Consider the following 21,220-nt stretch of genomic DNA (forward strand, 5'->3'; position numbering starts at 1 on the left):
AGGGACAGCCCTTCCGAAGCCAGCGGCCCATTGCCCCGCTTTTTAGGTACCCGTTTCTGCCGAAAGTAACTCCCGGGGTTCACACGCTCCGGTCTATCCTTTCAGTATATTTCCATCATAACGATCTTACTCACAAAAAGCATCTTTTTACCCTTACCTCGGGGATTACCCGCGATTCAGGTCTTATACCCATTCCGCAGCAGCAGTTACCTCGCCCGGGGATGGTGGCTTTCGTAGACTTCCTTCATATTTTTGCGGGCAATCCCGCTGTAAATCTGCGTTGTGGAAATATCCGCATGACCAAGCATCTGCTGCACGGAACGCAGATCCGCACCGCCTTCCAGCAAATGAGCAGCGAACGAATGTCTAAGGGTATGCGGAGTGATATCCTGCTCAATCTGAGCTTCACGCGCATACTTTTTAATGATTTTCCAGAAGCCCTGACGGGTCAGCCGTCCGCCCAGACTGTTCAGAAACAAGGCAGGCTCCTCCTGATTTCCCCGCAGCAGCTTGTCCCGCATACCGGATGTATATACCGCCACGCACTCCGCTGCAATAGCGCCGATTGGCACTACCCGCTCCTTCCCGGAAGCCCCGCTGCAGCGGGCAAACTTCAGGTCCGTATGCACGTCCTCGACATTCAGGGTAATCAGCTCTGTAACCCGGATGCCGGTGGCGTACAGCAGCTCTATCATCGCCTTGTCGCGCATCCCCTGGGGGGTAGCATCATCAGGGGCCGCCAGCAGCCGTTCGATTTCTTCAATACTTAAGATCATCGGCGGTTTTTTGCTCGGTTTGATCATTTCCATATCCAGCGTTGGGTCCTGCACGATCAGCCTTTCTTTCAGCAGATAGTGAAAAAACGCGCGCAGCGACACCGTATTCCGGTTCACTGTTGCGGTGGCCCGCCCTGCGGTGCGGAGCTCAGCGAGATACTGCATAATATGCGATCTTCTAATCTCCTCCGGTGTAACGGCACCACGGCCTTCGGCAAACTCCAGAAACTGCGACACATCGCGTCCATAGGACTCGAGCGTGCTGGAAGATAAACCTTTCTCTACGGTTAAATATTGCATAAAAGGCTGCAAGTGTGACTTCATTTCATTCACGCTCCTGTCTGCTCAGGCTGCTCTTCGCGGCTATGCAGCATTTAGGCATGGAGTTCAGCATCTGGCTGCACAGCGGCAAGCCAGATGCATGAACTCACCTAAGGTTCATTCGACAGTGTTCCGGCTTCTTCCTGCTTCGGGCCGGGCAATCACTCGCCATACCAGTAATATAGCCGCAGACGTTCCCCTGCATTCAGACTGTCCACACTGACAGGGGCATCCTCGAAGGCCCGGACTGCCGTGCCTTCCGGGATTTCATAATGATCTATCGGACTGATCCATCCGCTTAGCCAGCTCAGGGCGTAATACAAGAAACAGCTCAATGCAACAAGCAGGGTCAAAAAATACAGCCGGCGCACCGTTCCAGGCACAGAAATAATCATTAGGATTCCTCCTAAAAGTTTTGTGAGCTTATACTTCCCAGGGTTGCTTCGTACAGAACTCGCTTCGGAAGCATAGCTCGTCCTTCACTTTATGCGCCGGCGGGCGGTGATATGTATGTCGGCCTGATGAAATCATTTAAAAAGCCCCCTCCGGCAGTACACCGGGGAGAGCTTGTGCGGTAATTTATCATCTATAAGCCTATTCAGGCGTATTGCCATCCGTAGTATTCTTGTCCTTGCAGCGGTGGCAAATCCCGTGAAAATCAAGTCTATGATCGAGCACCGTGAAATTATAATCGTTCTCCAGCCGCTCTTCCAGCGGTCCGAGCCAATCCTCACGGATTTCATCCATTGTGCCGCATTGCACACAGATTAAATGATGATGATGGTGTTTCGCCGTATCTGTCCGCAGGTCATAACGGGCAACTCCGTCTCCGAAATTAATCTTCTCCACGACATGAAGCTCGCTGAGCAGTTCCAGGGTCCGGTATACAGTGGCGAGACCGATCTCGGGAGCCTTTTCTTTCACAAGCATAAACACATCTTCTGCACTTAAATGATCGTCTTCGTTCTCCAGCAGCACTCTTAAGGTTGCTTCCCGTTGGGGTGTAAGCTTATATCCTTGGGATTGTAGCTGTTGCTTTATCTTGTCTATCCGGGCTTCCATAGTATCCCTCCCCCTTGGAAAATTACCGCACCGGGCATAAAACCACTTCTTCCATTATAGGGGGAGTCGCTTTGAGAAGTCAAACGCTTTTAGAGTGTGTTCAATAGAGGTATTCCGTGATGGCAATACAGCTCTGACAACGGTTCTATAGACTGTATAAGTTGACTTTAGATTTAGCGAGCCGGCATAGAACGCAACTGCAGTGAATGTTTGGACTTCCGGCCGCTGTTGTCTACTGATTTCTTGATTTATATGCTCATAGCGGTAGAAATCCGTAGACAAAGGCGGTCGCTATCGCTCCTACAGTTCCAAAATTGGGAGATAGATTAGAATATGATTGCCTATACGTTCAGACTTCCATCCCATTTCCCGATCAGTAAACGTTTCAGAGATGCCTGCTGTCTTTTTTCCTGTCGAGAGATTATACATGCCGGATAGTGAATAAGGCTGCCCAACATTCACGCCCAGCGGATTGCCCACGTTGAAGGAACTGTTAATAACAAGCTCATTGCCGGCAAATGAAGAATCACTGTGTGTGCTCCAATCGGCAACTATAGTGTATGTTTTCTTATTTGAGGTATTAATCACACGAAAAAAATCCTGACTTTGCATTAGACTGGATCCTGTAAATTTGACCACCGCATAAGGCCCGTTCAATTTAATATCCTTAAGCATGATATCTTCGTACCTGCTGCTTGACATTCCGCCTAAATTCATTTTAAAAACAGGATTGTTCCAAGGGGCTTGATACACAGCGAGAACGTTGTTACTGTACACAGAAAGTCTTTCTTTATTGCTACCTTCTGGTGCGTACCAGTGGATCAACTCCCCATTGCTTGTTATTGATTTAGTGATTGGAGCGCTGTTAAAGACTGTAATGGAGAGTGTCGTTCGTTCCTTACTCAGGACGATCTTTTGCAGCTTGTTGTTTTTATCTTTGGCGATCACAATGATTTTCTCCGGAGAGCTGAGTACATCAACATCATAGAGCTTGGAACAACTTTTCGTCCAAGCTTCTTCGCCTGAAGCCAAGTTAAAGACAGATATCGAGTTATCCATCCTGTTAAAAATAACTTTCTCTTGGGCTGAAAGTGTAAACAATTGCAAATCATTGTTAAGAAAGCCTTCTAAAGTCCCAACACCATTTTAATTCCTATATTTGCAAATATCTACTATTCATAACTTTTTGCAATCAAAGGAACAAAAAAATGCTGCCCAGTGAAAATCCCACCCGGCAGCATTCTTTAAATCAACCAATAGATACGAGCATGGGTGTCACCCATCTCATCATCACCGGCGTCACCCAAGCCTCAAAACCGGAAATGCCCAAGACGAGTACGGCCATTCCAAGCGATAATACCGTGTACATTGCAAAAGGCCTTGTCACCGGCGTACGCCGCTTCCCCAGCACCCGGCTGCGGATCATCAGCAGCGAGAAGGCAATAGCTGCTGCGCTGCATACGAGCAGAACCGGGATCAGCACAAGATTGTGCGGAGCAACCGAGACGAGGGCAAACAGCATGCCGTGCCAGGAATATTGACTGACGAGGCAACCGACGGTAAAACCGATCAGCACGCCTTTGAGAAAATCCAGGATTAGAATACCCGGAAGCCCAATGACCGACAAGCCAAGAATCCAAATGAGTCCCACCCACTTCAGATTGAGCGCGGCGATACTCCAGTAAGAGTCGGGTGCAGCCGGCAGGCCCTGCTGATCAACGGTGACGAAGAAATTCCCCATGTAATCTCCCAGCTCCTGCTGCTGGTCCAACGTTAACGCACTGACAATCAGAGCCCCGAAAACGACACCAACGAGAAATAATACGGCAACAAAAATATAAAGAGGCGTCTGTTCCTTCATCATCAGCCTTAAACTGCGCATCGGGACGTTCTCCTTTCCGGTCACATATTACACCATATGAGGAGACATCCCGCTCTATGACTTGTCCTTTGGACAGGTCGCCGTTATGCACAGCAATTCTACTTTTTGTTCACCATTACTTTGCCGTACGTCCCTCCGCCTCCTGCCGACAGTGCAAGTTCCCCCGTGCGGGCAAGAACAATCTGCGCAGCCAGCTCCGTTCCCGCTACTGCAGCAATCTCCGCCTCGCCGGCGCCATGCAGAATGTTCATCTCCGTTCCAAAAGCCGCCAGCAGCGCGTTCATCTTGGCCGGGCCAAGTCCCGGAATAAACTCAAGCGGCACCTGATAGTGATACGGCGGACGATGGTCCGGCACGAGGGGCTGCCTGCGGTCGGCAATGGACAGAATCCGGTCAAACACCCCTTGCACCAGCTTGGGACTGCCGCAATAAGGACAACGTTCCGAAGTGGCATACGCTTCATCAATGATGCTGCCGCATCCGGCGCAATAGGTGCGGTGATACTTGCCCAGGCGCGGGTTCAGTCCAAAATTAGCGCTGACTCTACGGCCTGCCTTACGCTTCAGTGCCAGCTTCAGTTCGCTGAAGGACGGCTTAGCCAGCTCGATGACATTGTATTCACGGCCGATTTTGCCGAGGGAGTGGGCGTCAGAGTTGGTCAGGAAGGTATAGCTGTCCAGCTCAGAAATGTATCCTGCCATCTCCGAATCCGCGCTAAGGCCAAGCTCAACTGCTGCGATACGCTCCAGGTCAAACAGCTCAGCCATACGTTCTGCAGCGCAGCCGTAAAGACCTTTATGCGGCGTGAAAATATGCGCCGGAATTAGAATGCCCCCGCGTCCGTAAATCTCATCCTGCAGTTCTCTGGATGGGGCATACAGCCGCTGGGAACTGAGATTTACGTTGCGCATATGCTTGCTCATCCAGTTGCTGAAATCCGCCATCGTCTCCAGATCCGGCATAAAGGCCAACACATGGCATTCCTTCCGGCCAGGCTCGCGGATTTCGATCTCTGACCCCAGCAGGATGGTGGTGCCCCTGTAAGCAATACCTCCACCGTCTGCCACTGTCATCTCTCCGGATTCCAGCGACTGGCAGATATCGCGTTGCACGCCGGGAGAGTGGCTGTCTATAATCCCGATTAGCCCGATCCCCTTGCGCTCTGCGGCCTCCTTGGCGATTCCGGCAAAGGTGAGATTCTTGCTGCCGCTGATTTTGACAGCTTGTCCTTCCGTAGTGCGGCCGATATGAACATGCAGGTCACAGTAGAAGCTGTGCAGCTTGTTTTCCTCTTCTAGTGCCATTGGCCCGTCAGCGTATAGAGATGCCATGCATACACCGCCATCATCGTTTTGGCGTCGGCGATGCGGCCGTCCGCAATGTACTGGTAAGCTTCCTCCAGCGTAAGCTCGGAGACCTCCAGGAATTCGTCCTCATCGAGTGCCATATCTCCTGCCTGGGCGTTGTCTGTCACATACAAATGAATAATTTCATCCGCGAATCCGGGCGAGGTATAAAAGGATTTCAGCAGCTTAAGGTCGCCGCTGTGAAAGCCCGTCTCCTCCTGAAGCTCCCGGCCGGCAGCGGCCAAGGGATCTTCGCCCTTATCCAGCTTACCAGCGGGGATCTCCACCTCGGTGCGGTGCATCGGCTGGCGGTATTGCTCCACTACAAGCATCTTGCCCTGATTCAGGGCAAGCACAGCTACAGCTCCGGGATGCTTCACGACCTCGCGGGTTGCGGTATTGCCATCCGGCAGCTTAACCGTATCCACCTGCAGGGTAATAATTTTGCCTTCAAAAATCGGCTGTGTAGACAACGTCTCTTCATCCAGTGCGGGATTGCGGTGAGTTTCATCTTTTTTCATAGTTTATGGTCTCCTTTAGCTCAGTTCTGCATAGGGTGTATTATAGCAAACTTAAGGGGAAAGAAGGAATGTAGACATGAATGACATCCTTATCCGTACAAGCTCGACTGCAGTCACAATGGTAGGTACACCGGAGCAGATTAAAGCAGTAATCGCCGGGTGGACCCTGCAGTACGGACGTGATATGCCACTGTCCTACATCCTGCGGCTGAAAGCTGAATCACGGCTGAGTCCACCTAAAGCGGGGTAACCGCTTGCAGCATTTTCCCCTTTCCGTTTCTGAATGTATCCGGACCGGAAAGGCGTTATTATACCTGGTAAATCCTTTTTCCCGATCTTTCGGACCGGAAAGACGTTATTTCCTCTACAAGGAGGGAAATTGGCTTCAAAACAGAACAGTAGTGTCACTGGAGTCCGTTTCCTTGTAAAAAACAGGCGATTATTAGAAATAACGTCCATGGAGTCCGGCAGCTTCTAGTCCTCATCCTCAAGTCACGGAGAGTTCTTCCCAGCTTCTAAGTCACGGAGAGTCCTCCCCATTCGCTTGAAGGAACGTTGCCAACAAATACGTAGATTAAGCTAGACAGCAGCATTTCCCGTAAGGTTCCATTCGGCGAAGCTGTTCCATTAAACGCTACTAATGGTACTGTCCAGAAAAACCATAAGGAGCTGTTCCCGGGCATCGCCCGGAAACAGCTCCTTCACTGCATATACCCAGCCTCAGCTGCTGCGCATGATATTTTAACCTTTTACACTTTCCTTAACGATGGCTACAACCAGCTCAGCTGCTTTGACGATGTCTTCGGCTTTGATCCGTTCCTTGGTGGTATGGATATGCTCATAACCGATGGCCAGATTTACCGTTGGTACCTTTAGACCATTGAACACATTGGCGTCGCTGCCGCCGCCGGACGGGAACAGGCGTGTCTTCAGACCGAGTGAGGTTATGGCACGGTCCGCAAGCACCACAACCGGATCATGCTCATTAAAGCTGAAGGCCGGATAAATAATCTCACTGCGGAATTCACATTCTGCACCATGCTCACGCACTGTGGTCTCCAATGCTTCGCGCATGGAAGCTACTTGCCGGTCTACCTTCTCCTGCACAATACTGCGCGCTTCGGCATCCAGCTGCACATGGTCGCAAACCACATTTGTCGGTCCGCCGCCTGCGAACTTGCCGATATTGGCCGTAGTCTCATTGTCGATGCGCCCCAGCTTCATCGCCGAGATGGCTTTGCTTGCCACCTGAATGGCGCTGATGCCATCTTCCGGATTCACGCCGGCATGGGCGGATTTGCCGAAGATCTGCATTGTTACTTTAGCCTGGGAAGGCGCAGCAACCGCAATCGCTCCAACCTCACCGTTGGAATCCAGCGCAAAGCCCATGTCAGCATCCAGCAGTTTGGGGTCCATGGCCCGGGCGCCAAGCAGCCCGGATTCTTCACCGGCTGTAATGACAAACTGGATCTGACCGTGAGCAACGCCCTGTTCCTGAATGACACGGATCGCTTCGAACAAAGCAGCTAACCCCGCTTTGTCATCCGCCCCGAGAATTGTGCTGCCGTCGCTCGTAATCCAGCCGTCTTCTCCAAGGGTAGGTTTGATATTCTGCCCGGGAACTACTGTATCCATATGGCAGGTGAACAGCAGCTTGGGAGCCGCAGCTCCGTTATCGGCAGGCCAGGTAACGAACAGATTGCCCGCTCCATGTCCGGTGCGCTCCTGAGAATCATCCTCGATGGCAGTAAGACCCAAAGCGCTGAATTTTTCTTTTAGCACATCGGCAATTTGCCGTTCGTTTCTTGTTTCACTGTCAATACGGACAAGCTCCATAAATTCCTGAATCAATCGGTCTTGTGATATCATTGGACTTCCCTCTCTTTCACGATTGCGTTACAATAGTGGTACTGCCTTAAATATCTGTACGCTCTTAACTTAAACTAATTCTAAAGGAGTCACTCATGCAACGTCAAAAATGGTTCCGTATCTTCATTTATGTCATGCTGATCGCCATGGTCGGCTCTACCTTGCTGATGGTCATCGAGCCTTTCCTGGCCGGTTAACAGCAGAAAGTAGAACGTTAATAATAGCGTCCGGACTCCCCGGGCGCTATTTGACATCCCGGGTTACCGTCAAATCGGCCTGAGCCTACGGATTCACCGGGTTGATCACCTTATACGGAAAGTGCTGCAGGAAATAAGGAATCAGCTCCTCTGATACCTGCTCAGGATCCATAGGCCGGCCGGTGCATTCCTCCAGCGAAGTTACCCCATATTCCGCAATGCCGCAGGGAATAATTCCCTGAAACCCGCGCCCGCCAATCCCCGCAGAGATGTTGAAGGCGAAGCCGTGGCTGGTAATAAAGCCTCTGCGTGATTTGCTTCTGTTAAACTTGACGCCAATCGCACAAATCTTCTGGTCGCCAACCCAAACGCCGGTATACCCGGGTTTGCGGTCACCCTCTATTCCGCAGGAAGCCAAATAATCGATAATTACAGCCTCCAGCCGGCGGAGATACCCATGCAGGTCGACCCTTCCGTCCTCCCCAAGCTTCAGCAGCGGGTAGCCGACAAGCTGGCCCGGCCCGTGATATGTAATGTCCCCCCCGCGGTCGATTTCAAACAGCGCAATCCCTTGCTCCTTGAGCTGTTCACCGCTGAGGAGAAGATGCTCCGGGTGATTCTGAGAACCGATGGTATAGGTGGGCGGATGCTGCAAAAGGATCAGCTGTTCCAGGCCTGTTCCGGCATCAATGGCCTGCACATGTTCCTTTTGCAGCTCCCAGGCCGCACCATATTCCATCAGGGGGTGATATGAAATTTCCAGCTTGCCAGGTTGCGGGTTATTCATAACGTCAGGTCCCCTTTGAATTAGAGTCGCCAGTCACTGAATGTTGCAAAATATTAATACAGCTTGGTATCCGGTGTATAGCTTTCCAGGTTATCCTTCACGCGCTGCAGGAAGCGGCCGCAAATGACTCCATCCAGAATCCGGTGATCCAGAGACAGACAAATATTGGCCATGGAGCGTACGGCGATCATATCGTTGATGACCACAGGCTTCTTCACGATGGATTCAAAGGTCAATATTGCCGCCTGCGGGTAGTTGATAATCGGGTAGGACAGAATAGAGCCGAAAGAACCGGTGTTGTTAACGGTAAAGGTACCACCCTGCATATCTTCCAGGCGAAGCTTGCCGTCGCGGGTCTTTTGCGCTAATTCGTCGATCTCCCGGGCAAGTCCGGCGATGTTCTTCTGATCAGCCTTCTTGATTACCGGTGTCATAACGGAATCTTCGGTGCCTACAGCAAGTGTAATATTGATGTCGCGTTTGACAATGATTTTATCAACCGCCCAGACGGAGTTCATAATCGGATAATCCTTGATCGCACTGACTACAGCCTTCATCATAAAAGCGAGGTAAGTCAGGTTGATGCCTTCCTTGCGCTTGAACTCATCTTTAAGCTTATTGCGCAGCACGACGAGATTCGTCACATCCACTTCAATCATTGTCCACGCATGGGGAATCTCCGAGACACTCTGGCGCATTCTTGTGGCGATCGTGTTGCGGATCGGGGTGACGTCGATCAGAAATTCTGAACTGCTGCCCCGGCCGCCTTCCACCTCAATCGTCGGAATACGCGGAGATTCGCTCAGGTGCAGTCCGGAATGGCGAACGGGCTCCTGCACTTCGGTCTGAACAGCCTGCAGCACAGGTTGCTGCGCGGCTTCTTGCGCCTGATGTCCGGCTGCCGAAGCTGCGCCATTGGAGGCATGGACGGCTGCGGCCCCGCCGCTTTCCAGGAACGTCAGCACATCCTTCCGGGTGATACGGCCGCCCATACCGGTTCCCGGCACAGCGGCAAGATTAATACCGTGCTCGGCGGCGAGTGTCTGTACTGCCGGTGAGTAGCGGGAGCGCATGGGAGCGTCAGCTGAACCCCCGGCAGCTGGTACCGGCGGTCTGGCGGCTGCAGGCGCCTGCGGAGCAGTACTCACCTGGCCAGCTCCGGCGGATGGAGCTGCCGGAACCGTTGGAGCTGCGGGAGCAGCCACAGCTACAGCAATACGGGCGATAACTTCGCCAACGTTGACGGTCTGGCCCTCTTCCGCGAGCAGCTCCACCAGTGTTCCTTCCACGGTGGAAGGCAGCTCTGCATTGACTTTATCTGTAATCAAATCGCAGATGGGCTCATATTGATCCACTTGATCGCCCGGCTGCTTCAGCCATTTGCCGATCGTCGCCGATACCAGCGACTCAGCCAGCTGCGGCAGAATCACGTCGATCAGCTTTGTATTGTCAGACATATTGTCACTCCTTAAAATTTTGTAAGCAATACTTCCTGAAATGTCTTCGTTCAAAATTCACTTCGGAAGCATACGCTTAAGTTTTGTAAGCAATACTTCGTGTTGAGTCGTCGTACAAAACTCGCTTCGGAAGTAAGTACCCGCAGAATCAGAATGTTTAGTATTGCGCCAGCCGGAGCATCTCCGCTTTCACTTTATCTTTGCTCAGCATGAAGAATTTCTCCATCGGCGGGCTGATCGGCATCGCGGGCACATCAGGGCCGCAGAGCCGGAAGATCGGCGCGTCGAGCTCGAACAGGCAGTGCTCGGCAATAATGGCCGCCACCTCGCCGCCGATTCCGCCTGTCTTGTTGTCCTCATGGACAATCAGCACCTTGCCGGTCTGGCGGGCAGCAGCAATAATGGCTTCACGGTCCAGCGGCTGCAGCGTGCGAAGATCCAGTATGTGTGCCGTTATGCCTTCCTCGCGCTCCAGCTCCTCCGCGGCCTGCATCGCAAAATGCAGCGGCAGGCTGTACCCGATCACCGTAATATCGCTGCCTGCGCGCAGCAGGTTCGCCTCTCCGATCGGCACGGTATAATCGTCTTCCGGCACGTCTTCCTTAATCAGCTTGTAGCATTTCTTGTTCTCGAAGAATATGACCGGATCCGGGTCACGGACCGCTGCCTTCAGCAGACCTTTGGCGTCATAAGCCGAATAAGGCGCCACAATCTTCAGTCCCGGTGTGCCGAAGAAAATTGATTCGGGACACTGGGAATGATACAGCCCGCCAAATATACCGCCGCCGATAGGCGCGCGGATAACAACCGGGCAGTTCCAGTCGTTATTGGAGCGGTAACGGATTTTGGCCGCTTCGCTAATAATCTGGTTGGTTGCCGGAAGCATGAAATCCGAATATTGCATTTCGGCAATGGGTTTCATGCCGTACATGGCCGCTCCGATGGCCACTCCGGCAATCGCCGACTCCGCCAGCGGGGTATCCATCACGCGTTCTTCCCCGAACTGCTCCTGCAGCCCTTTGGTAGTGGTGAACACACCGCCCTTAACGCCAACATCCTCACCCAGCACGAACACGGATTCATCGCGTTCCATTTCTTCCTTCATCGCCAGCCGGATCGCATCGATATATTCCATCATTGCCATGAATTATGCTCCTCCTTTGAGGTCTGATTCACTGTATACATGCAGCAGCGTATCTTCCGGTTTCGGGAACGGTGCATTGTCAGCATATTCAATAGCCTCTTTCAGTTCAAGATTGTACTGTGCAGCCAGATCGCGTTCCTGTTCGTCACTCCACAGGCCCAGCTCTATCAGATAGTTGCGGAAGGCGGCGACGCCGTCCTTTTTCCAGTTCTCGTCAACCTCTTCCTTGGTCCGGTAAGCCAGATCGTTGTCCGAGGTGGAATGTGGTGACAGGCGGTACATCATCGCTTCGATCAGCGTTGGCCCTTCTCCTCTAAGTGCTCTCTCCCGCGCTTCCTTAACGACACGGTACACTTCAAGCGGATCATTGCCGTCTACCTGGATGCCCGGGAAGCCGTAGCCCAGCGCACGGTCACTGACTTTGCCGGCGAGCTGCTTATGGGCAGGGACGGAGATGGCGTACTGGTTGTTCTGGCAAAAAATAATGACCGGCAGCTTGTTCACACCGGCAAAATTGCACGCTTCATGAAAGTCACCCTGGTTGCTGGAGCCCTCTCCGAACGTAACAAAAGAAACAAACTTTTTCTTCTGCATCTTGGCCGCAAGCGCGAAACCTACCGCATGCGGTACTTGTGTAGTCACCGGACTTGAGCCGGTTACGATGCGCAGACGTTTGCTTCCAAAGTGGCCCGGCATCTGCCGTCCACCGCTGTTGGGATCCTCAGCCTTAGCGAACACGGAGAGCATCAGCTCGCGCATGGTCATGCCCACGGTGAGCACAAAGGCATAATCGCGGTAATACGGAAGGAAATAATCATTCTGCCGGTCCAGTGCAAAGGCAGCCGCCACCTGCGCCGCCTCCTGGCCGATGCCGGAAACATGGAAGTTAATCTTCCCGGCGCGCTGCAGAAGCAGACTGCGCTCATCGTACTTCCGTCCCATCTGCATATATTTGTACATATCGATGACCTGGCCGTCACTGAGTCCAAGCTCCTTATGTCTGTTGACTGTTCCTACAGTACCTTGAGATTCCATATGAGAGGTACCTCCTAAAAGTTTTGTGAGCCTAATCCCACTAAATTGATTTCGTACAAACTTGGATTAGATGCTTAAAATTATAACAACCTGTGCCTGATCTTATAACCTGGTACTAAGACTTGGCCTGAGTTCATTATAATCCCTTTCTGTACAAAAAGAAAAGAGAGGAAAAGCCGGAATAGAGCTATTTCGGCGCATAACGCTTCTCCAGCTCTATCCGGCATTCTCTTGGGGACTTTTCTCGTATACTAAAAACCGATTGATTTGCCATCTACCGCCAGCATGGCTTCTCCTATAATCTCGGAAAGGGTCGGATGGGCATGGATGGCTTCGCCGATCTCCCAAGGGGTGGCGTCCAGCAGCTGCGCCAGCGCCGCTTCGCCAATGAGATCGGTCACATGCGGTCCGATCATTTGAACACCGAGAATATCTCCGCTGCTGCGGTCGGCAACGACTTTGACAAAACCGTCCTTCATCCCGTAGACGATAGCTTTGCCGATAGCCGAGAATGGAAATTTCCCGGTCACGACATCATGGCCGAGATTCTTGGCCTCTTTCTCCGTATATCCGACACTGGCCACTTCCGGCCGTGTGTAGACACAGCGGGGAACCTGATGGATATGATAGGGATAGAGCTTCTCACCTGCCAGATGGTTCACCGCGCGAATACCTTCATGGCTGGCGGCATGGGCCAGCTGCAGGCCGCCGATGCAGTCGCCGATACCGTAGATATGCGGCTCATTTGTCTGCATGTTAGCATTAACCTCAATCACACCTTTATCGAAGTGGATATCGGTATTTTCCAATCCAATATTTTCGATATTGGCTACTCTGCCGACAGATACCAGCAGCTTCTCTGCGGACAAGCTCTGGCTCTGTTCCCCCTTGCGGGCTTCAATGGTTACGCCGTCCTCCGTTACCACACAAGTCTCAGCATCCACAGTTGTCCCCGTCAGAACTTTGACCCCGCGTTTTTTGAGCAGACGCAGCAGCTCCCGGGCAATTTCCTCGTCTTCCAGCGGCAGCAGCTGGCCAGCAGCCTCGACCACAGTCACCTGTACACCGAAATCAACCAGCATTGAAGCCCACTCCACACCGATTACTCCGCCGCCCACAATAATGATCGAAGACGGCAGCTCTTCAAGCGTCAGCGCTTCTTCACTGCTCAGAATAACCTTGCCATCCGGTTTAAGTCCCGGCAGCACTCGGGGGCGTGAGCCTGTAGCGACAATAAGATTGGATGAGACCACAGTCTCCATCTCGCCATTCTCCAGTTCCACCGCCACAGCACCGCTGCGCGGGGAGAAAATCGAAGGCCCGATGATCCGGCCTTTCCCTTTGAGGACCTGGATTTTATTCTTGCGCATCAAAAATTGCACACCCTCATGCAGCTGTTCCACCACAGCTTCCTTGCGGCGCTGCACCTTCGGGAATACCAGCTGCACACCTGTTGTTTCGATGCCATAACTTTCGCTCTCATTTATCTCAGCATAGACTTCTGCGCTGCGCAGCAGCGACTTGCTTGGAATACAGCCGCGGTGCAGGCAGGTGCCGCCCAGTTTGTCCATTTCGATGACGACAACCGACTTTCCCAGCTGGGCCGCGCGGATCGCCGCCACATAACCTCCGGTTCCACCGCCCAGTATTGCCACGTCACAGGATATTGTCATGATATGTATCCTCCAGTCATTACTCATAAGTTCTGCATAACCTATTACATTGTACTCTCTTTTATGCCCATTACAAACTTATAATCGTCATGTATTCATGGACTTTTTCCTGGTGAAGCGTTATCATATGGGGGAATCCAAAGGGCTGCGAAGGAGATGGAACCCTCATGAAACTGCTGATTTCACGCTTCATTGCCATCCTTATTCTGGTTATTCCCGGCCTGCTGGCCATGACGGGCTTCCTGATGATGAAAGATGATATTTTCAACTATATCTCCATGCATGGCGACGATGCTGTGACACCGGATTTTGCCTGGCTGCATTTTGGCGGGGGGCTGCTGCTCTTCTTGGCCGGGATGAGCTTTCTCGGAGGCTGGATTCTGACGCGTGACCGTAAAAAGAACTATGTCGGCCCGCGGTTCAGAGAGAAGCAAAAAATCCAGCAGCCGCCTGCTACGAAAAGTAATTCTTAACTTTTAATAACTTAGATCACTTAACCAGGCATTTCCGAAGACATTCGGAGATGCCTTTTTTTTGATTCTATGAATCCCTTAGGAAATAAGGTATATTTTCCCTGTAACTTATTTTAATCAGGGAGTGGTATGTCTTGCTGCATCAACAACAGACCCCGGCACTGGACAGCAATGCGATTATCGTATCCGGCGCAGGCAAAACATTAAATCAGACAAAGATCATCCGCAGCGTTTCTTTCGCTGTGCCTCATAACAGCATTTTTGCCATCATCGGCCCGAACGGAGCGGGCAAAACAACCCTGCTGCGTCTCATCATGGGTCTCTTGACACTGGATGAAGGAACGATTACTTATTCCAGTGATCTGCGGAAAATCTCGGTATTGCTGGAGAATGATTACTTATTCGAGACCAAAACCGGGCGTGAAAACATCCGTGATTTCTGCATCTATTTGGACGTAAGTCCGGCGTCGGCTTCTACGATGATCGAACGATATGCTGCTCTTCTGCAGCTCGAAACCGCACTTGATAATAAAGTGGCTTCCTATTCCAAAGGCATGAAACGAAAGCTGTCGCTGCTGATTACGCTGCTGAAGGATTCCCCCATTCTGCTGCTGGACGAGCCTACCTCCGGTGTCGATCCCGAATCAAGACTGGTCATGCGCAGCGTCCTGCGCGGTTTGAAGGATGAAGGCAAAACACTTATCCTTACCTCTCACGATCTGGCGGAGGTTCAAAAAATCAGCGATTGGATCACCATCCTGATCGGCGGTTCCATTGTTGATATTATCCATAATCAAGAATTCTGCGGTGATTTGGAGCAACGGTTCTTCACTGTACTTAAGGAGGCTAGATAATGAGGCTGCATCCGGTGAACAAATTGAATATCAAGGATGTCCTGAGAACCCCCTCGTATATTGCCATGCTCCTGATCGTGATGATCTTGCCGTTTAACTCCCTGCTGCAAATTCTGAGAACCAGCACTGGCCCGATGGCATTTATCGCGGTCTATATTTACCTTATCCTCAACATCTCGATCTATCTTTTTCTTAATATGCTTGCCCTCAGTCTAATAGTTATTTCCGAAAAAACCTCGGGGCGCTGCGAATATTATCTTGCCAATAAGGTCGATATCCGCCGGCTAACGTCTTTATACAGCCGCTCCGCCTTTGTGCTAAGCATTGCTCCTGTCCTGCTTTTTAATGCCCTCGTGTTCGGATATGCCCTGGCTGCCCGGGAAGCGGTGCTTCTCCATCTGTTCCGGAATGTTGCTTTTGTGATGTTTGCTGCGGCTTATCTCCTGTTTACCTATGCCGCCACCGGAACATTGACGCTGATCTCCATGCTCTCCAAGTCCCCCGAGCGGGTAAGGACTTTCCTTTCGGTCAGTGCCGTGCTGTTTGTGTTTGCCGCCTCACTGCCCGGCACATTTATCCGCAAGCTCGGGATTACACCGGATGGTAACGCCATCCTTTGGATTACCGGCTGCATGCTGCTTCTCCTGGCTGCACTCTGCACCGCTGTGCGCTCCTCTCTAAACGGGAAGCTGAGCAATGAGAGCATTATATTATCCTACAAACAGTAGCTCCATTTTTCGGGAAGGGCAAAAAAAGCAGCAAGCCCGCCGCCCCAGTTCCACTGCCTGCCGGGATGGCGTATCTTGCTGCTTCTAGTTAGTCGTTCTGATTCTGGACTGTCCCCTTACATTGCTGCCTCATCCTTGGCACCCCGAACCAGTTCGCTGTACAGTCCGCCTTGCTGCAGCAGTTCGTCATGTGTGCCCTGCTGCAGCAAACGTCCGCCCTGCAATACCAGGATACGGTCCGCCTCGCGGATGGTGCCCAGTCTGTGGGCGATCACGAAGCTTGTCCGGCCTTTCATCAGCGCCTGCAGCCCTTCCTGAATCTTGATTTCAGTCACCGTATCAATGCTGCTGGTCGCCTCATCCAGCACCAGCATGGAAGGATTGGCGAGAATCGCTCTTGCGATCGCCAGCAGCTGCTTCTGCCCCTGGCTGATCCCGCTGCCGTCCACGGAGAGCATCCGCTCGTAGCCGCCGCGCATCCGCATGATGAAGGAATGGGCATTCGCCAGCTTCGCCGCCTGCTCCACTTCCTCGTCCGTAGCGTCCAGCCTGCCGTAGCGGATATTGTCGCGGATTGTGCCTTTGAACAAGAAGGAATCCTGCAGCACAAAAGCCATCTGGCTGCGCAGACTTTCCCTGCGGATGGACGAAAGATCCATGCCGTCCAGCGTAATTCTTCCTTTGCTCGGATCATAGAACCGCGATAAGAGGCCTATCAGTGTTGTCTTGCCGGCCCCTGTAGGTCCGACGAGGGCGATCATCTCGCCCGGCTTCGCTTCAAAGCTGATATTCTGCAATGTATCGGCGCCGCCGTCATAAGAGAAAGAGACGTCCTTGAACGTCACCGCCCCCTCCACCTGTTCCAGCGATACTGCTGCGCCTTCATCCTTGGCTTCAGTCTCTTCGTCCATAACCTCAAACACCCGCTCCGCCCCGGCAATCGCCGACAGCAGTGTGTTCCACTGGTTCGCCAGATCATTAAGCGGCCGCGTAAATTGACGTGTATACTCCACAAAGGCGATGATTACACCGACCGTGACCAGGCCGCGGATCGCCAGCAGGCCGCCCACACCGGCAACAATGGCAAAGCTCAGATTGTTCAGGCCATTCATCAGCTTGGGAATGAAGCCTGAAATGGACTGCGCCCAATACCCGGACAGCATAATCCGCGTATTGCGTTCACGGAAACCGGAAATGACCCGTTCCTCCTGCGAGAACGCCTTGATAATCCGCTGTCCCGACAATGTCTCTTCTATATAGCCGTTGAGCTCGCCCATGCTGCGCTGCCGCTCCTTGAACAGCGGCCCGGTACGCCGCGTAATCCAGCGCATCCCCAGCGTCATCAGCGGCACTACAATAAACGTCAGGAGCGTAAGCAGCGGACTGAGCCATAGCATGACACCTACGGTACCCAGCAGCGTGAGGACACTGGAAAAAATCTGGATCGCCGAGCTGTTCAGGGTGGAGCTGATATTCTCGATGTCATTGGTCAGGCGGCTCATAATTTCGCCCTGCTGCCTGCGGTTGAAGAAGGAAATCGGCAAACGGTGCAGGTGCGCGAACAAATCGGTGCGTATCCGGTAGATTGTCTCCTGGGCAATTTCGATCATCCAAATATTTTGCAGCCAGGAAGTTAATGAATTGAGCACATATACAAGTGCAAGGGTAATGAGGAAGGTCCCCCAGGTTCTGCCCCCCGATCCCTCTAAGTAATGATCGACCGCCCGGCTGATCAGATAAGGACCAAGCAGCGCCAGACCGGAGCTGAACAGCACCATCAGAAGCACGAGGAACAGCTTGGCTTTGCGCTCGGCAAGATAACTCCAGATCCGTTTCAGCGTAGCCGACCAATTTTTCGCTTTCGCTTGGGGCTTACGGTTCGAGGCCGCCCCGAAGCTTCTACCCTCTCCAAGTGCCAGATCCAGCTTCGGATGCTTGAAAGGTTCAATTAATGCTTTGAACATGATGCACCGCCTCCTTGCCCTGGGATTCATAAATTTTCCGGTAGAGGGAAGAGCCGGTCATAAGCTCTCCATGGGTACCTTTGGCGATTAAACGGCCTTCATCCAGCAGCAGGATCAGGTCTGCCGATACCGTGGAGCTGATCTTCTGGGTAATAAGAAAGGTTGTGCAGGACATATGCTTCAGTTCCTCCAGCAAAAGACCTTCCGTTACTGCATCTAGCGCACTGGTGCTGTCATCCAGAATGAGTATCGCCGGCTTTCGCACAAGCGCCCGGGCGATAGTCAGCCGCTGCTTTTGCCCGCCGGACAGATTGACCCCCCGCTGCCCCAGCATGGTGTCATAGCCTTGAGGAAGACCTCTCACCGTTTCGTGGATTTGCGCCGCAGCAGCTGCCCGCTCGATCTCTTCCCGGGTTGCGTGCTCATTCCCCCAGGCAATATTGTCACGTACCGAGCCGGTGAAGAGCAGTACCTCCTGTGGCACATAACCAATCGCTCCCCTCAGCTTGGCAATGTCCAGCTCCGAGCTGTCCACACCGTCAATTGAGATCACCCCATGGTTCTGCTCATATAACCGGGGAATCAGTCCGACTAACGAGGATTTCCCGGAGCCCGTTGCCCCCATAATCGCCACCCGTTCTCCAGATTTCACCTTAAAGGAGATCTCTTCCAGGACTGCGATCTCGCTCCCCGGATAACTGAAGCTGACATTCTCAAATTCAACCTCACCCTGTATAGCATCCGGTCCGGTATAGTCACTGCGTCCAAAAACGCCACGCTTATGCACATTGGTCTGTATGCCTTGCTCCGCCGTTACGTCCGGAACTGCATCTGCCGACATCACTTCCGCCACCCGCTGCGAAGAAGCTATTGCACGGGAGAATGTCGCCATGATCGAGGACAAGGCTGACATAGCACCTATCGTGCGCAACGAGTAGTTAATGACCGCCACGGTCTGTCCCAGGGTTGCTTCCCCTGCAGAAATCTCAATCCTTCCAAACCATAAAACCGCCATAATCCCCGCGTTGACGATCAGCATAATCAGCGGAGCAGTTGTTTCCGTCAATCGGAGTGCAGCTACAGTCGACTTCATCAGCTCTCCGCTGAATGAAGCGAACCGGCCAATCTCATGGCCCATACGGACAAACACACGAATTAAACGGATGCCGGTCAGATTCTCCTGAATAACGCCGTTTACCCCATCCAGCCGGACTTGCACGCTGCGAAACAAACCTGATGACCTGCGTATCACCCACGCCAGGAACAGAATCAGCACCGGCAATGTCACCGTCAGCAGCAGCCCCAGCTTCACATGCACGACCAAAGCCATGATCACACTGCCCAAGACAACAAGCGGCACCCGGGTCATAAACCGCAGCCCCATAAATATTGTATCCTGCAGTTGGGTCACATCTCCGGTAAGACGCGTAATCAGCGACGAGGTCGGAAAACGGCTGAACACTTCATAGGTGAAGGACTGCACCTTCCCGTACAGCTCGTCCCTGAGATCAAAAGCAAATCCCTGACTGGCATGAGACGCAAAAAAAGAGCTGAGCACACCCGCCGCAAACGCTATAATCGCGCTTACTGCAAGTACACCGCCCCACAGCCAGACTACTGAATTATCCTTCTCCCTGATCCCATTATCGATAATTTTGGAGATCAGCAAAGGCTGCGACAGTTCCACCGAAAGCTCGATAAGCATCATTACCAGAGCGGCGATCGCCGCCACCCGGTATCTTTTGAGATAAGAAAAAATTAAGTTCATCGACGTTACCCCATTTGTTTATTCGTAGAGCGCATCCCGCAGGCGGGTGGACATTGCCGAACCCTGTCCCGTCTTGAGTATCACCCGCCGCAGCGCCTTGTTGCTCCGGTTCATTTCTGCTAATTCATCAAGCATTTCCGTCAATAAACTTTGCGTTTCCGGGGACAGTTCCCCGCTCTCCTGAAGTGCTGCCATTCTCTCTTTATAATGCTCCATTTTCTCCGTCAACTGCCAAACTTCCTTTCTGTCAAGGCTTCTCCTGTGGAAGTCCATTAATTGCGTATATTATAACATATCACCAGGGAAGCACACTTTAAAGCGGTTGCTGAAATTTAAAAACACGATGGCAATGATTTCACTGGCAAGTTCAGCCACGAGTATGATACTCTAGTAAAGTCGCATTTTTCAGTACACTATTACACAGGTTGAAGAACGAAAGGATAGATGGACGTGGCACAGTTGTTTTTCAAGTATGGAGCAATGAACAGCGGCAAATCCATTGAGATTCTCAAGGTAGCCCATAATTACGAGGAGCAGGGCAAGTCGGTGCTCATCTTCACTCCATCCCTGGACGATCGGGACGAGGTCGGGTATATTTCCTCCCGCATCGGACTGCGCAAGCAGGCCATAGCCATCGACGAGAGCACAGATATATACAGCATAGTCAGCAGCAATCTGCCGAAGCCCCACTGCGTGCTGATCGACGAATGTCAGTTTCTGACCAAGGACTGTATCCTCCAGCTTGTGCGTATTGTGGATGAGCTGAACATACCGGTAATGGCTTTTGGACTAAAAAATGATTTTCAGAACAACTTATTCGAAGGCAGTAAATATATGCTGATCTACGCGGATAAAATTGAAGAGATGAAGACGATCTGCTGGTTCTGTGAACGGAAAGCCACAATGGCGCTGCGTGTAGAGAACGGCAAACCCGTATACAGCGGCAAGCAAATCCAGATCGGCGGCAATGAAGCTTATTATCCGGTCTGCCGCAAATGCCACAAGAATCCGCCCTTGTAAATATAAAAGCATTCCAGCCTCTTCATAAAGAGCCGGAATGCTTTTTTTGGTTTAGACCGAAGACGATTGAATCTCCTTCAGCGCCCTATGTTCGTCTTCCCTGCTCACAAACAGCTCATGCTGCACTGCCACGTTCCCTCCATAATTTGCGCGCTTGGTTGCAGCCCGCATGCCTCCATTAATCTTGGAACGGTGGCGGATGCCCGCTGCGGTAAGACGGCTCTTCACCCTGAAATACTGGGCCTGATCAAATGTAGTGAAGAGCAGTGTTCTCTCCCGTGGAACAAAGAAATGCAAGATGCCCGTTAAAAAGCTCATTTGCGTCCTCCTCCTGTTCCCATCC

At 52.1% G+C, this 21,220-nt stretch carries 23 protein-coding genes; 6 read left to right on the forward strand and 17 right to left on the reverse strand.

Going from position 1 to position 21,220, the window contains the following annotated elements:
* Positions 1-206: 206 nt before the first annotated feature.
* The 7 genes from xerD to ACAN56_RS04165 all read right to left on the reverse strand — a co-directional run bounded on the left by xerD (position 207) and on the right by ACAN56_RS04165 (position 5,908).
* Positions 207-1,100 carry a site-specific tyrosine recombinase XerD gene (gene xerD, locus ACAN56_RS04135; protein ID WP_038594737.1) on the reverse strand — a complete coding sequence of 298 codons (894 nt, stop codon included), beginning with the start codon at positions 1,098-1,100 and terminating at the stop codon, positions 207-209.
* 158 nt (positions 1,101-1,258) lie between these two features.
* Positions 1,259-1,492 carry a DUF4227 family protein gene (locus tag ACAN56_RS04140; protein WP_379140657.1) on the reverse strand — a complete coding sequence of 78 codons (234 nt, stop codon included), beginning with the start codon at positions 1,490-1,492 and terminating at the stop codon, positions 1,259-1,261.
* 199 nt (positions 1,493-1,691) lie between these two features.
* Positions 1,692-2,159, reverse strand: coding sequence for a ferric iron uptake transcriptional regulator (gene fur, locus ACAN56_RS04145; RefSeq protein WP_038594739.1), 468 nt, complete (start codon positions 2,157-2,159; stop codon positions 1,692-1,694).
* 300 nt (positions 2,160-2,459) lie between these two features.
* Positions 2,460-3,107 (reverse strand): hypothetical protein, encoded by a 648-nt coding sequence (locus ACAN56_RS04150; RefSeq protein WP_379140659.1) that lies wholly within the window; start codon positions 3,105-3,107, stop codon positions 2,460-2,462.
* Between the two features lie 301 nt (positions 3,108-3,408).
* The gene (spoIIM, locus tag ACAN56_RS04155; RefSeq protein ID WP_038594743.1) at positions 3,409-4,041 is read right to left on the reverse strand and encodes a stage II sporulation protein M; all 633 of its coding nucleotides are present in this window, start codon (positions 4,039-4,041) and stop codon (positions 3,409-3,411) included.
* A 98-nt stretch (positions 4,042-4,139) separates the two neighbouring features.
* Positions 4,140-5,345, reverse strand: a complete 1,206-nt coding sequence (locus ACAN56_RS04160) for an endonuclease Q family protein (RefSeq protein WP_379141399.1) — start codon at positions 5,343-5,345, stop codon at positions 4,140-4,142.
* Complete coding sequence (locus ACAN56_RS04165; protein ID WP_341094715.1) at positions 5,336-5,908, reverse strand: NUDIX hydrolase; 573 nt, start codon at positions 5,906-5,908, stop codon at positions 5,336-5,338. The genes ACAN56_RS04160 and ACAN56_RS04165 overlap by 10 nt, the downstream gene beginning before the upstream one ends.
* A 76-nt stretch (positions 5,909-5,984) precedes the next feature.
* On the opposite strand from ACAN56_RS04165, the gene ACAN56_RS04170 reads away from it, so the two are divergent.
* Complete coding sequence (locus ACAN56_RS04170; protein ID WP_156130927.1) at positions 5,985-6,158, forward strand: hypothetical protein; 174 nt, start codon at positions 5,985-5,987, stop codon at positions 6,156-6,158.
* Between the two features lie 491 nt (positions 6,159-6,649).
* On the opposite strand, the gene ACAN56_RS04175 is transcribed toward ACAN56_RS04170, so the two are convergent.
* Positions 6,650-7,777, reverse strand: a complete 1,128-nt coding sequence (locus ACAN56_RS04175) for a M20/M25/M40 family metallo-hydrolase (protein WP_340897324.1) — start codon at positions 7,775-7,777, stop codon at positions 6,650-6,652.
* Positions 7,778-7,872: 95 nt separating this feature from the next.
* On the opposite strand from ACAN56_RS04175, the gene prli42 reads away from it, so the two are divergent.
* The gene (gene prli42, locus ACAN56_RS04180; protein ID WP_144024217.1) at positions 7,873-7,974 is read left to right on the forward strand and encodes a stressosome-associated protein Prli42; all 102 of its coding nucleotides are present in this window, start codon (positions 7,873-7,875) and stop codon (positions 7,972-7,974) included.
* Positions 7,975-8,059: 85 nt separating this feature from the next.
* Here prli42 and lipB read toward each other — a convergent pair whose 3' ends face one another.
* The 5 genes from lipB to lpdA all read right to left on the reverse strand — a co-directional run bounded on the left by lipB (position 8,060) and on the right by lpdA (position 14,070).
* Complete coding sequence (gene lipB / locus ACAN56_RS04185) at positions 8,060-8,761, reverse strand: lipoyl(octanoyl) transferase LipB (RefSeq protein WP_038594750.1); 702 nt, start codon at positions 8,759-8,761, stop codon at positions 8,060-8,062.
* Positions 8,762-8,814: 53 nt separating this feature from the next.
* Positions 8,815-10,218, reverse strand: a complete 1,404-nt coding sequence (locus ACAN56_RS04190) for a dihydrolipoamide acetyltransferase family protein (RefSeq protein WP_379140664.1) — start codon at positions 10,216-10,218, stop codon at positions 8,815-8,817.
* 157 nt (positions 10,219-10,375) lie between these two features.
* Positions 10,376-11,362: an alpha-ketoacid dehydrogenase subunit beta gene (locus tag ACAN56_RS04195; protein WP_038594755.1), complete on the reverse strand. Its 987-nt coding sequence runs from the start codon at positions 11,360-11,362 to the stop codon at positions 10,376-10,378.
* Positions 11,363-11,365: 3 nt separating this feature from the next.
* A complete protein-coding gene (locus ACAN56_RS04200; RefSeq protein ID WP_379140667.1) occupies positions 11,366-12,397 on the reverse strand; it encodes a thiamine pyrophosphate-dependent dehydrogenase E1 component subunit alpha in 1,032 nt (343 codons plus the stop codon).
* Positions 12,398-12,648: 251 nt separating this feature from the next.
* Positions 12,649-14,070 carry a dihydrolipoyl dehydrogenase gene (gene lpdA, locus ACAN56_RS04205; protein ID WP_038594759.1) on the reverse strand — a complete coding sequence of 474 codons (1,422 nt, stop codon included), beginning with the start codon at positions 14,068-14,070 and terminating at the stop codon, positions 12,649-12,651.
* 167 nt (positions 14,071-14,237) lie between these two features.
* Between lpdA and ACAN56_RS04210 the strand changes: the two genes are divergently transcribed.
* The 3 genes from ACAN56_RS04210 to ACAN56_RS04220 all read left to right on the forward strand — a co-directional run bounded on the left by ACAN56_RS04210 (position 14,238) and on the right by ACAN56_RS04220 (position 16,125).
* Positions 14,238-14,543: a DUF2627 domain-containing protein gene (locus ACAN56_RS04210; RefSeq protein ID WP_379140670.1), complete on the forward strand. Its 306-nt coding sequence runs from the start codon at positions 14,238-14,240 to the stop codon at positions 14,541-14,543.
* Between the two features lie 134 nt (positions 14,544-14,677).
* Positions 14,678-15,397, forward strand: coding sequence for an ABC transporter ATP-binding protein (locus ACAN56_RS04215; protein WP_052092211.1), 720 nt, complete (start codon positions 14,678-14,680; stop codon positions 15,395-15,397).
* Positions 15,397-16,125, forward strand: a complete 729-nt coding sequence (locus ACAN56_RS04220; RefSeq protein WP_379140673.1) for a hypothetical protein — start codon at positions 15,397-15,399, stop codon at positions 16,123-16,125. The genes ACAN56_RS04215 and ACAN56_RS04220 overlap by 1 nt, the downstream gene beginning before the upstream one ends.
* Positions 16,126-16,241: 116 nt before the next feature.
* Here the strand turns inward: ACAN56_RS04220 and ACAN56_RS04225 are convergent, their stop codons facing one another.
* From ACAN56_RS04225 to ACAN56_RS04235, 3 genes are read right to left on the reverse strand one after another with little or no spacing between them, the layout of a single operon-like run.
* On the reverse strand, positions 16,242-18,089 hold the full coding sequence (locus ACAN56_RS04225) for an ABC transporter ATP-binding protein (protein WP_379140676.1): 1,848 nt from the start codon (positions 18,087-18,089) through the stop codon (positions 16,242-16,244).
* Entirely contained in the window at positions 18,070-19,857 is a 1,788-nt protein-coding gene (locus tag ACAN56_RS04230; protein ID WP_379140678.1) for an ABC transporter ATP-binding protein, read from the reverse strand. The genes ACAN56_RS04225 and ACAN56_RS04230 overlap by 20 nt, the downstream gene beginning before the upstream one ends.
* An 18-nt stretch (positions 19,858-19,875) precedes the next feature.
* Positions 19,876-20,085: a hypothetical protein gene (locus tag ACAN56_RS04235; protein WP_038594769.1), complete on the reverse strand. Its 210-nt coding sequence runs from the start codon at positions 20,083-20,085 to the stop codon at positions 19,876-19,878.
* Between the two features lie 222 nt (positions 20,086-20,307).
* Here ACAN56_RS04235 and ACAN56_RS04240 point away from each other — a divergent pair, with 222 nt between their 5' ends.
* Positions 20,308-20,877, forward strand: a complete 570-nt coding sequence (locus tag ACAN56_RS04240; protein WP_379140680.1) for a thymidine kinase — start codon at positions 20,308-20,310, stop codon at positions 20,875-20,877.
* A 51-nt stretch (positions 20,878-20,928) separates the two neighbouring features.
* Here the strand turns inward: ACAN56_RS04240 and ACAN56_RS04245 are convergent, their stop codons facing one another.
* Positions 20,929-21,195, reverse strand: a complete 267-nt coding sequence (locus ACAN56_RS04245; protein WP_379140682.1) for a hypothetical protein — start codon at positions 21,193-21,195, stop codon at positions 20,929-20,931.
* Positions 21,196-21,220: the final 25 nt, after the last annotated feature.

It is taken from the genome of Paenibacillus paludis (assembly GCF_042610515.1).
GTDB lineage: Bacteria > Bacillota > Bacilli > Paenibacillales > Paenibacillaceae > Paenibacillus_AQ.

What these genes read in the sequence shown, in the direction of transcription:
- xerD (WP_038594737.1), bottom strand. Translation starts at nt 1,100, where the DNA reads ATGAAGTCACACTTGCAGCCTTTTATGCAATATTTAACCGTAGAGAAA.
- ACAN56_RS04140 (WP_379140657.1), bottom strand. Translation starts at nt 1,492, where the DNA reads ATGATTATTTCTGTGCCTGGAACGGTGCGCCGGCTGTATTTTTTGACC.
- fur (WP_038594739.1), bottom strand. Translation starts at nt 2,159, where the DNA reads ATGGAAGCCCGGATAGACAAGATAAAGCAACAGCTACAATCCCAAGGA.
- spoIIM (WP_038594743.1), bottom strand. Translation starts at nt 4,041, where the DNA reads ATGCGCAGTTTAAGGCTGATGATGAAGGAACAGACGCCTCTTTATATT.
- ACAN56_RS04160 (WP_379141399.1), bottom strand. Translation starts at nt 5,345, where the DNA reads ATGGCACTAGAAGAGGAAAACAAGCTGCACAGCTTCTACTGTGACCTG.
- ACAN56_RS04165 (WP_341094715.1), bottom strand. Translation starts at nt 5,908, where the DNA reads ATGAAAAAAGATGAAACTCACCGCAATCCCGCACTGGATGAAGAGACG.
- ACAN56_RS04170 (WP_156130927.1), top strand. Translation starts at nt 5,985, where the DNA reads ATGAATGACATCCTTATCCGTACAAGCTCGACTGCAGTCACAATGGTA.
- ACAN56_RS04175 (WP_340897324.1), bottom strand. Translation starts at nt 7,777, where the DNA reads ATGATATCACAAGACCGATTGATTCAGGAATTTATGGAGCTTGTCCGT.
- prli42 (WP_144024217.1), top strand. Translation starts at nt 7,873, where the DNA reads ATGCAACGTCAAAAATGGTTCCGTATCTTCATTTATGTCATGCTGATC.
- lipB (WP_038594750.1), bottom strand. Translation starts at nt 8,761, where the DNA reads ATGAATAACCCGCAACCTGGCAAGCTGGAAATTTCATATCACCCCCTG.
- ACAN56_RS04190 (WP_379140664.1), bottom strand. Translation starts at nt 10,218, where the DNA reads ATGTCTGACAATACAAAGCTGATCGACGTGATTCTGCCGCAGCTGGCT.
- ACAN56_RS04195 (WP_038594755.1), bottom strand. Translation starts at nt 11,362, where the DNA reads ATGGCAATGATGGAATATATCGATGCGATCCGGCTGGCGATGAAGGAA.
- ACAN56_RS04200 (WP_379140667.1), bottom strand. Translation starts at nt 12,397, where the DNA reads ATGGAATCTCAAGGTACTGTAGGAACAGTCAACAGACATAAGGAGCTT.
- lpdA (WP_038594759.1), bottom strand. Translation starts at nt 14,070, where the DNA reads ATGACAATATCCTGTGACGTGGCAATACTGGGCGGTGGAACCGGAGGT.
- ACAN56_RS04210 (WP_379140670.1), top strand. Translation starts at nt 14,238, where the DNA reads ATGAAACTGCTGATTTCACGCTTCATTGCCATCCTTATTCTGGTTATT.
- ACAN56_RS04220 (WP_379140673.1), top strand. Translation starts at nt 15,397, where the DNA reads ATGAGGCTGCATCCGGTGAACAAATTGAATATCAAGGATGTCCTGAGA.
- ACAN56_RS04225 (WP_379140676.1), bottom strand. Translation starts at nt 18,089, where the DNA reads ATGTTCAAAGCATTAATTGAACCTTTCAAGCATCCGAAGCTGGATCTG.
- ACAN56_RS04230 (WP_379140678.1), bottom strand. Translation starts at nt 19,857, where the DNA reads ATGAACTTAATTTTTTCTTATCTCAAAAGATACCGGGTGGCGGCGATC.
- ACAN56_RS04245 (WP_379140682.1), bottom strand. Translation starts at nt 21,195, where the DNA reads ATGAGCTTTTTAACGGGCATCTTGCATTTCTTTGTTCCACGGGAGAGA.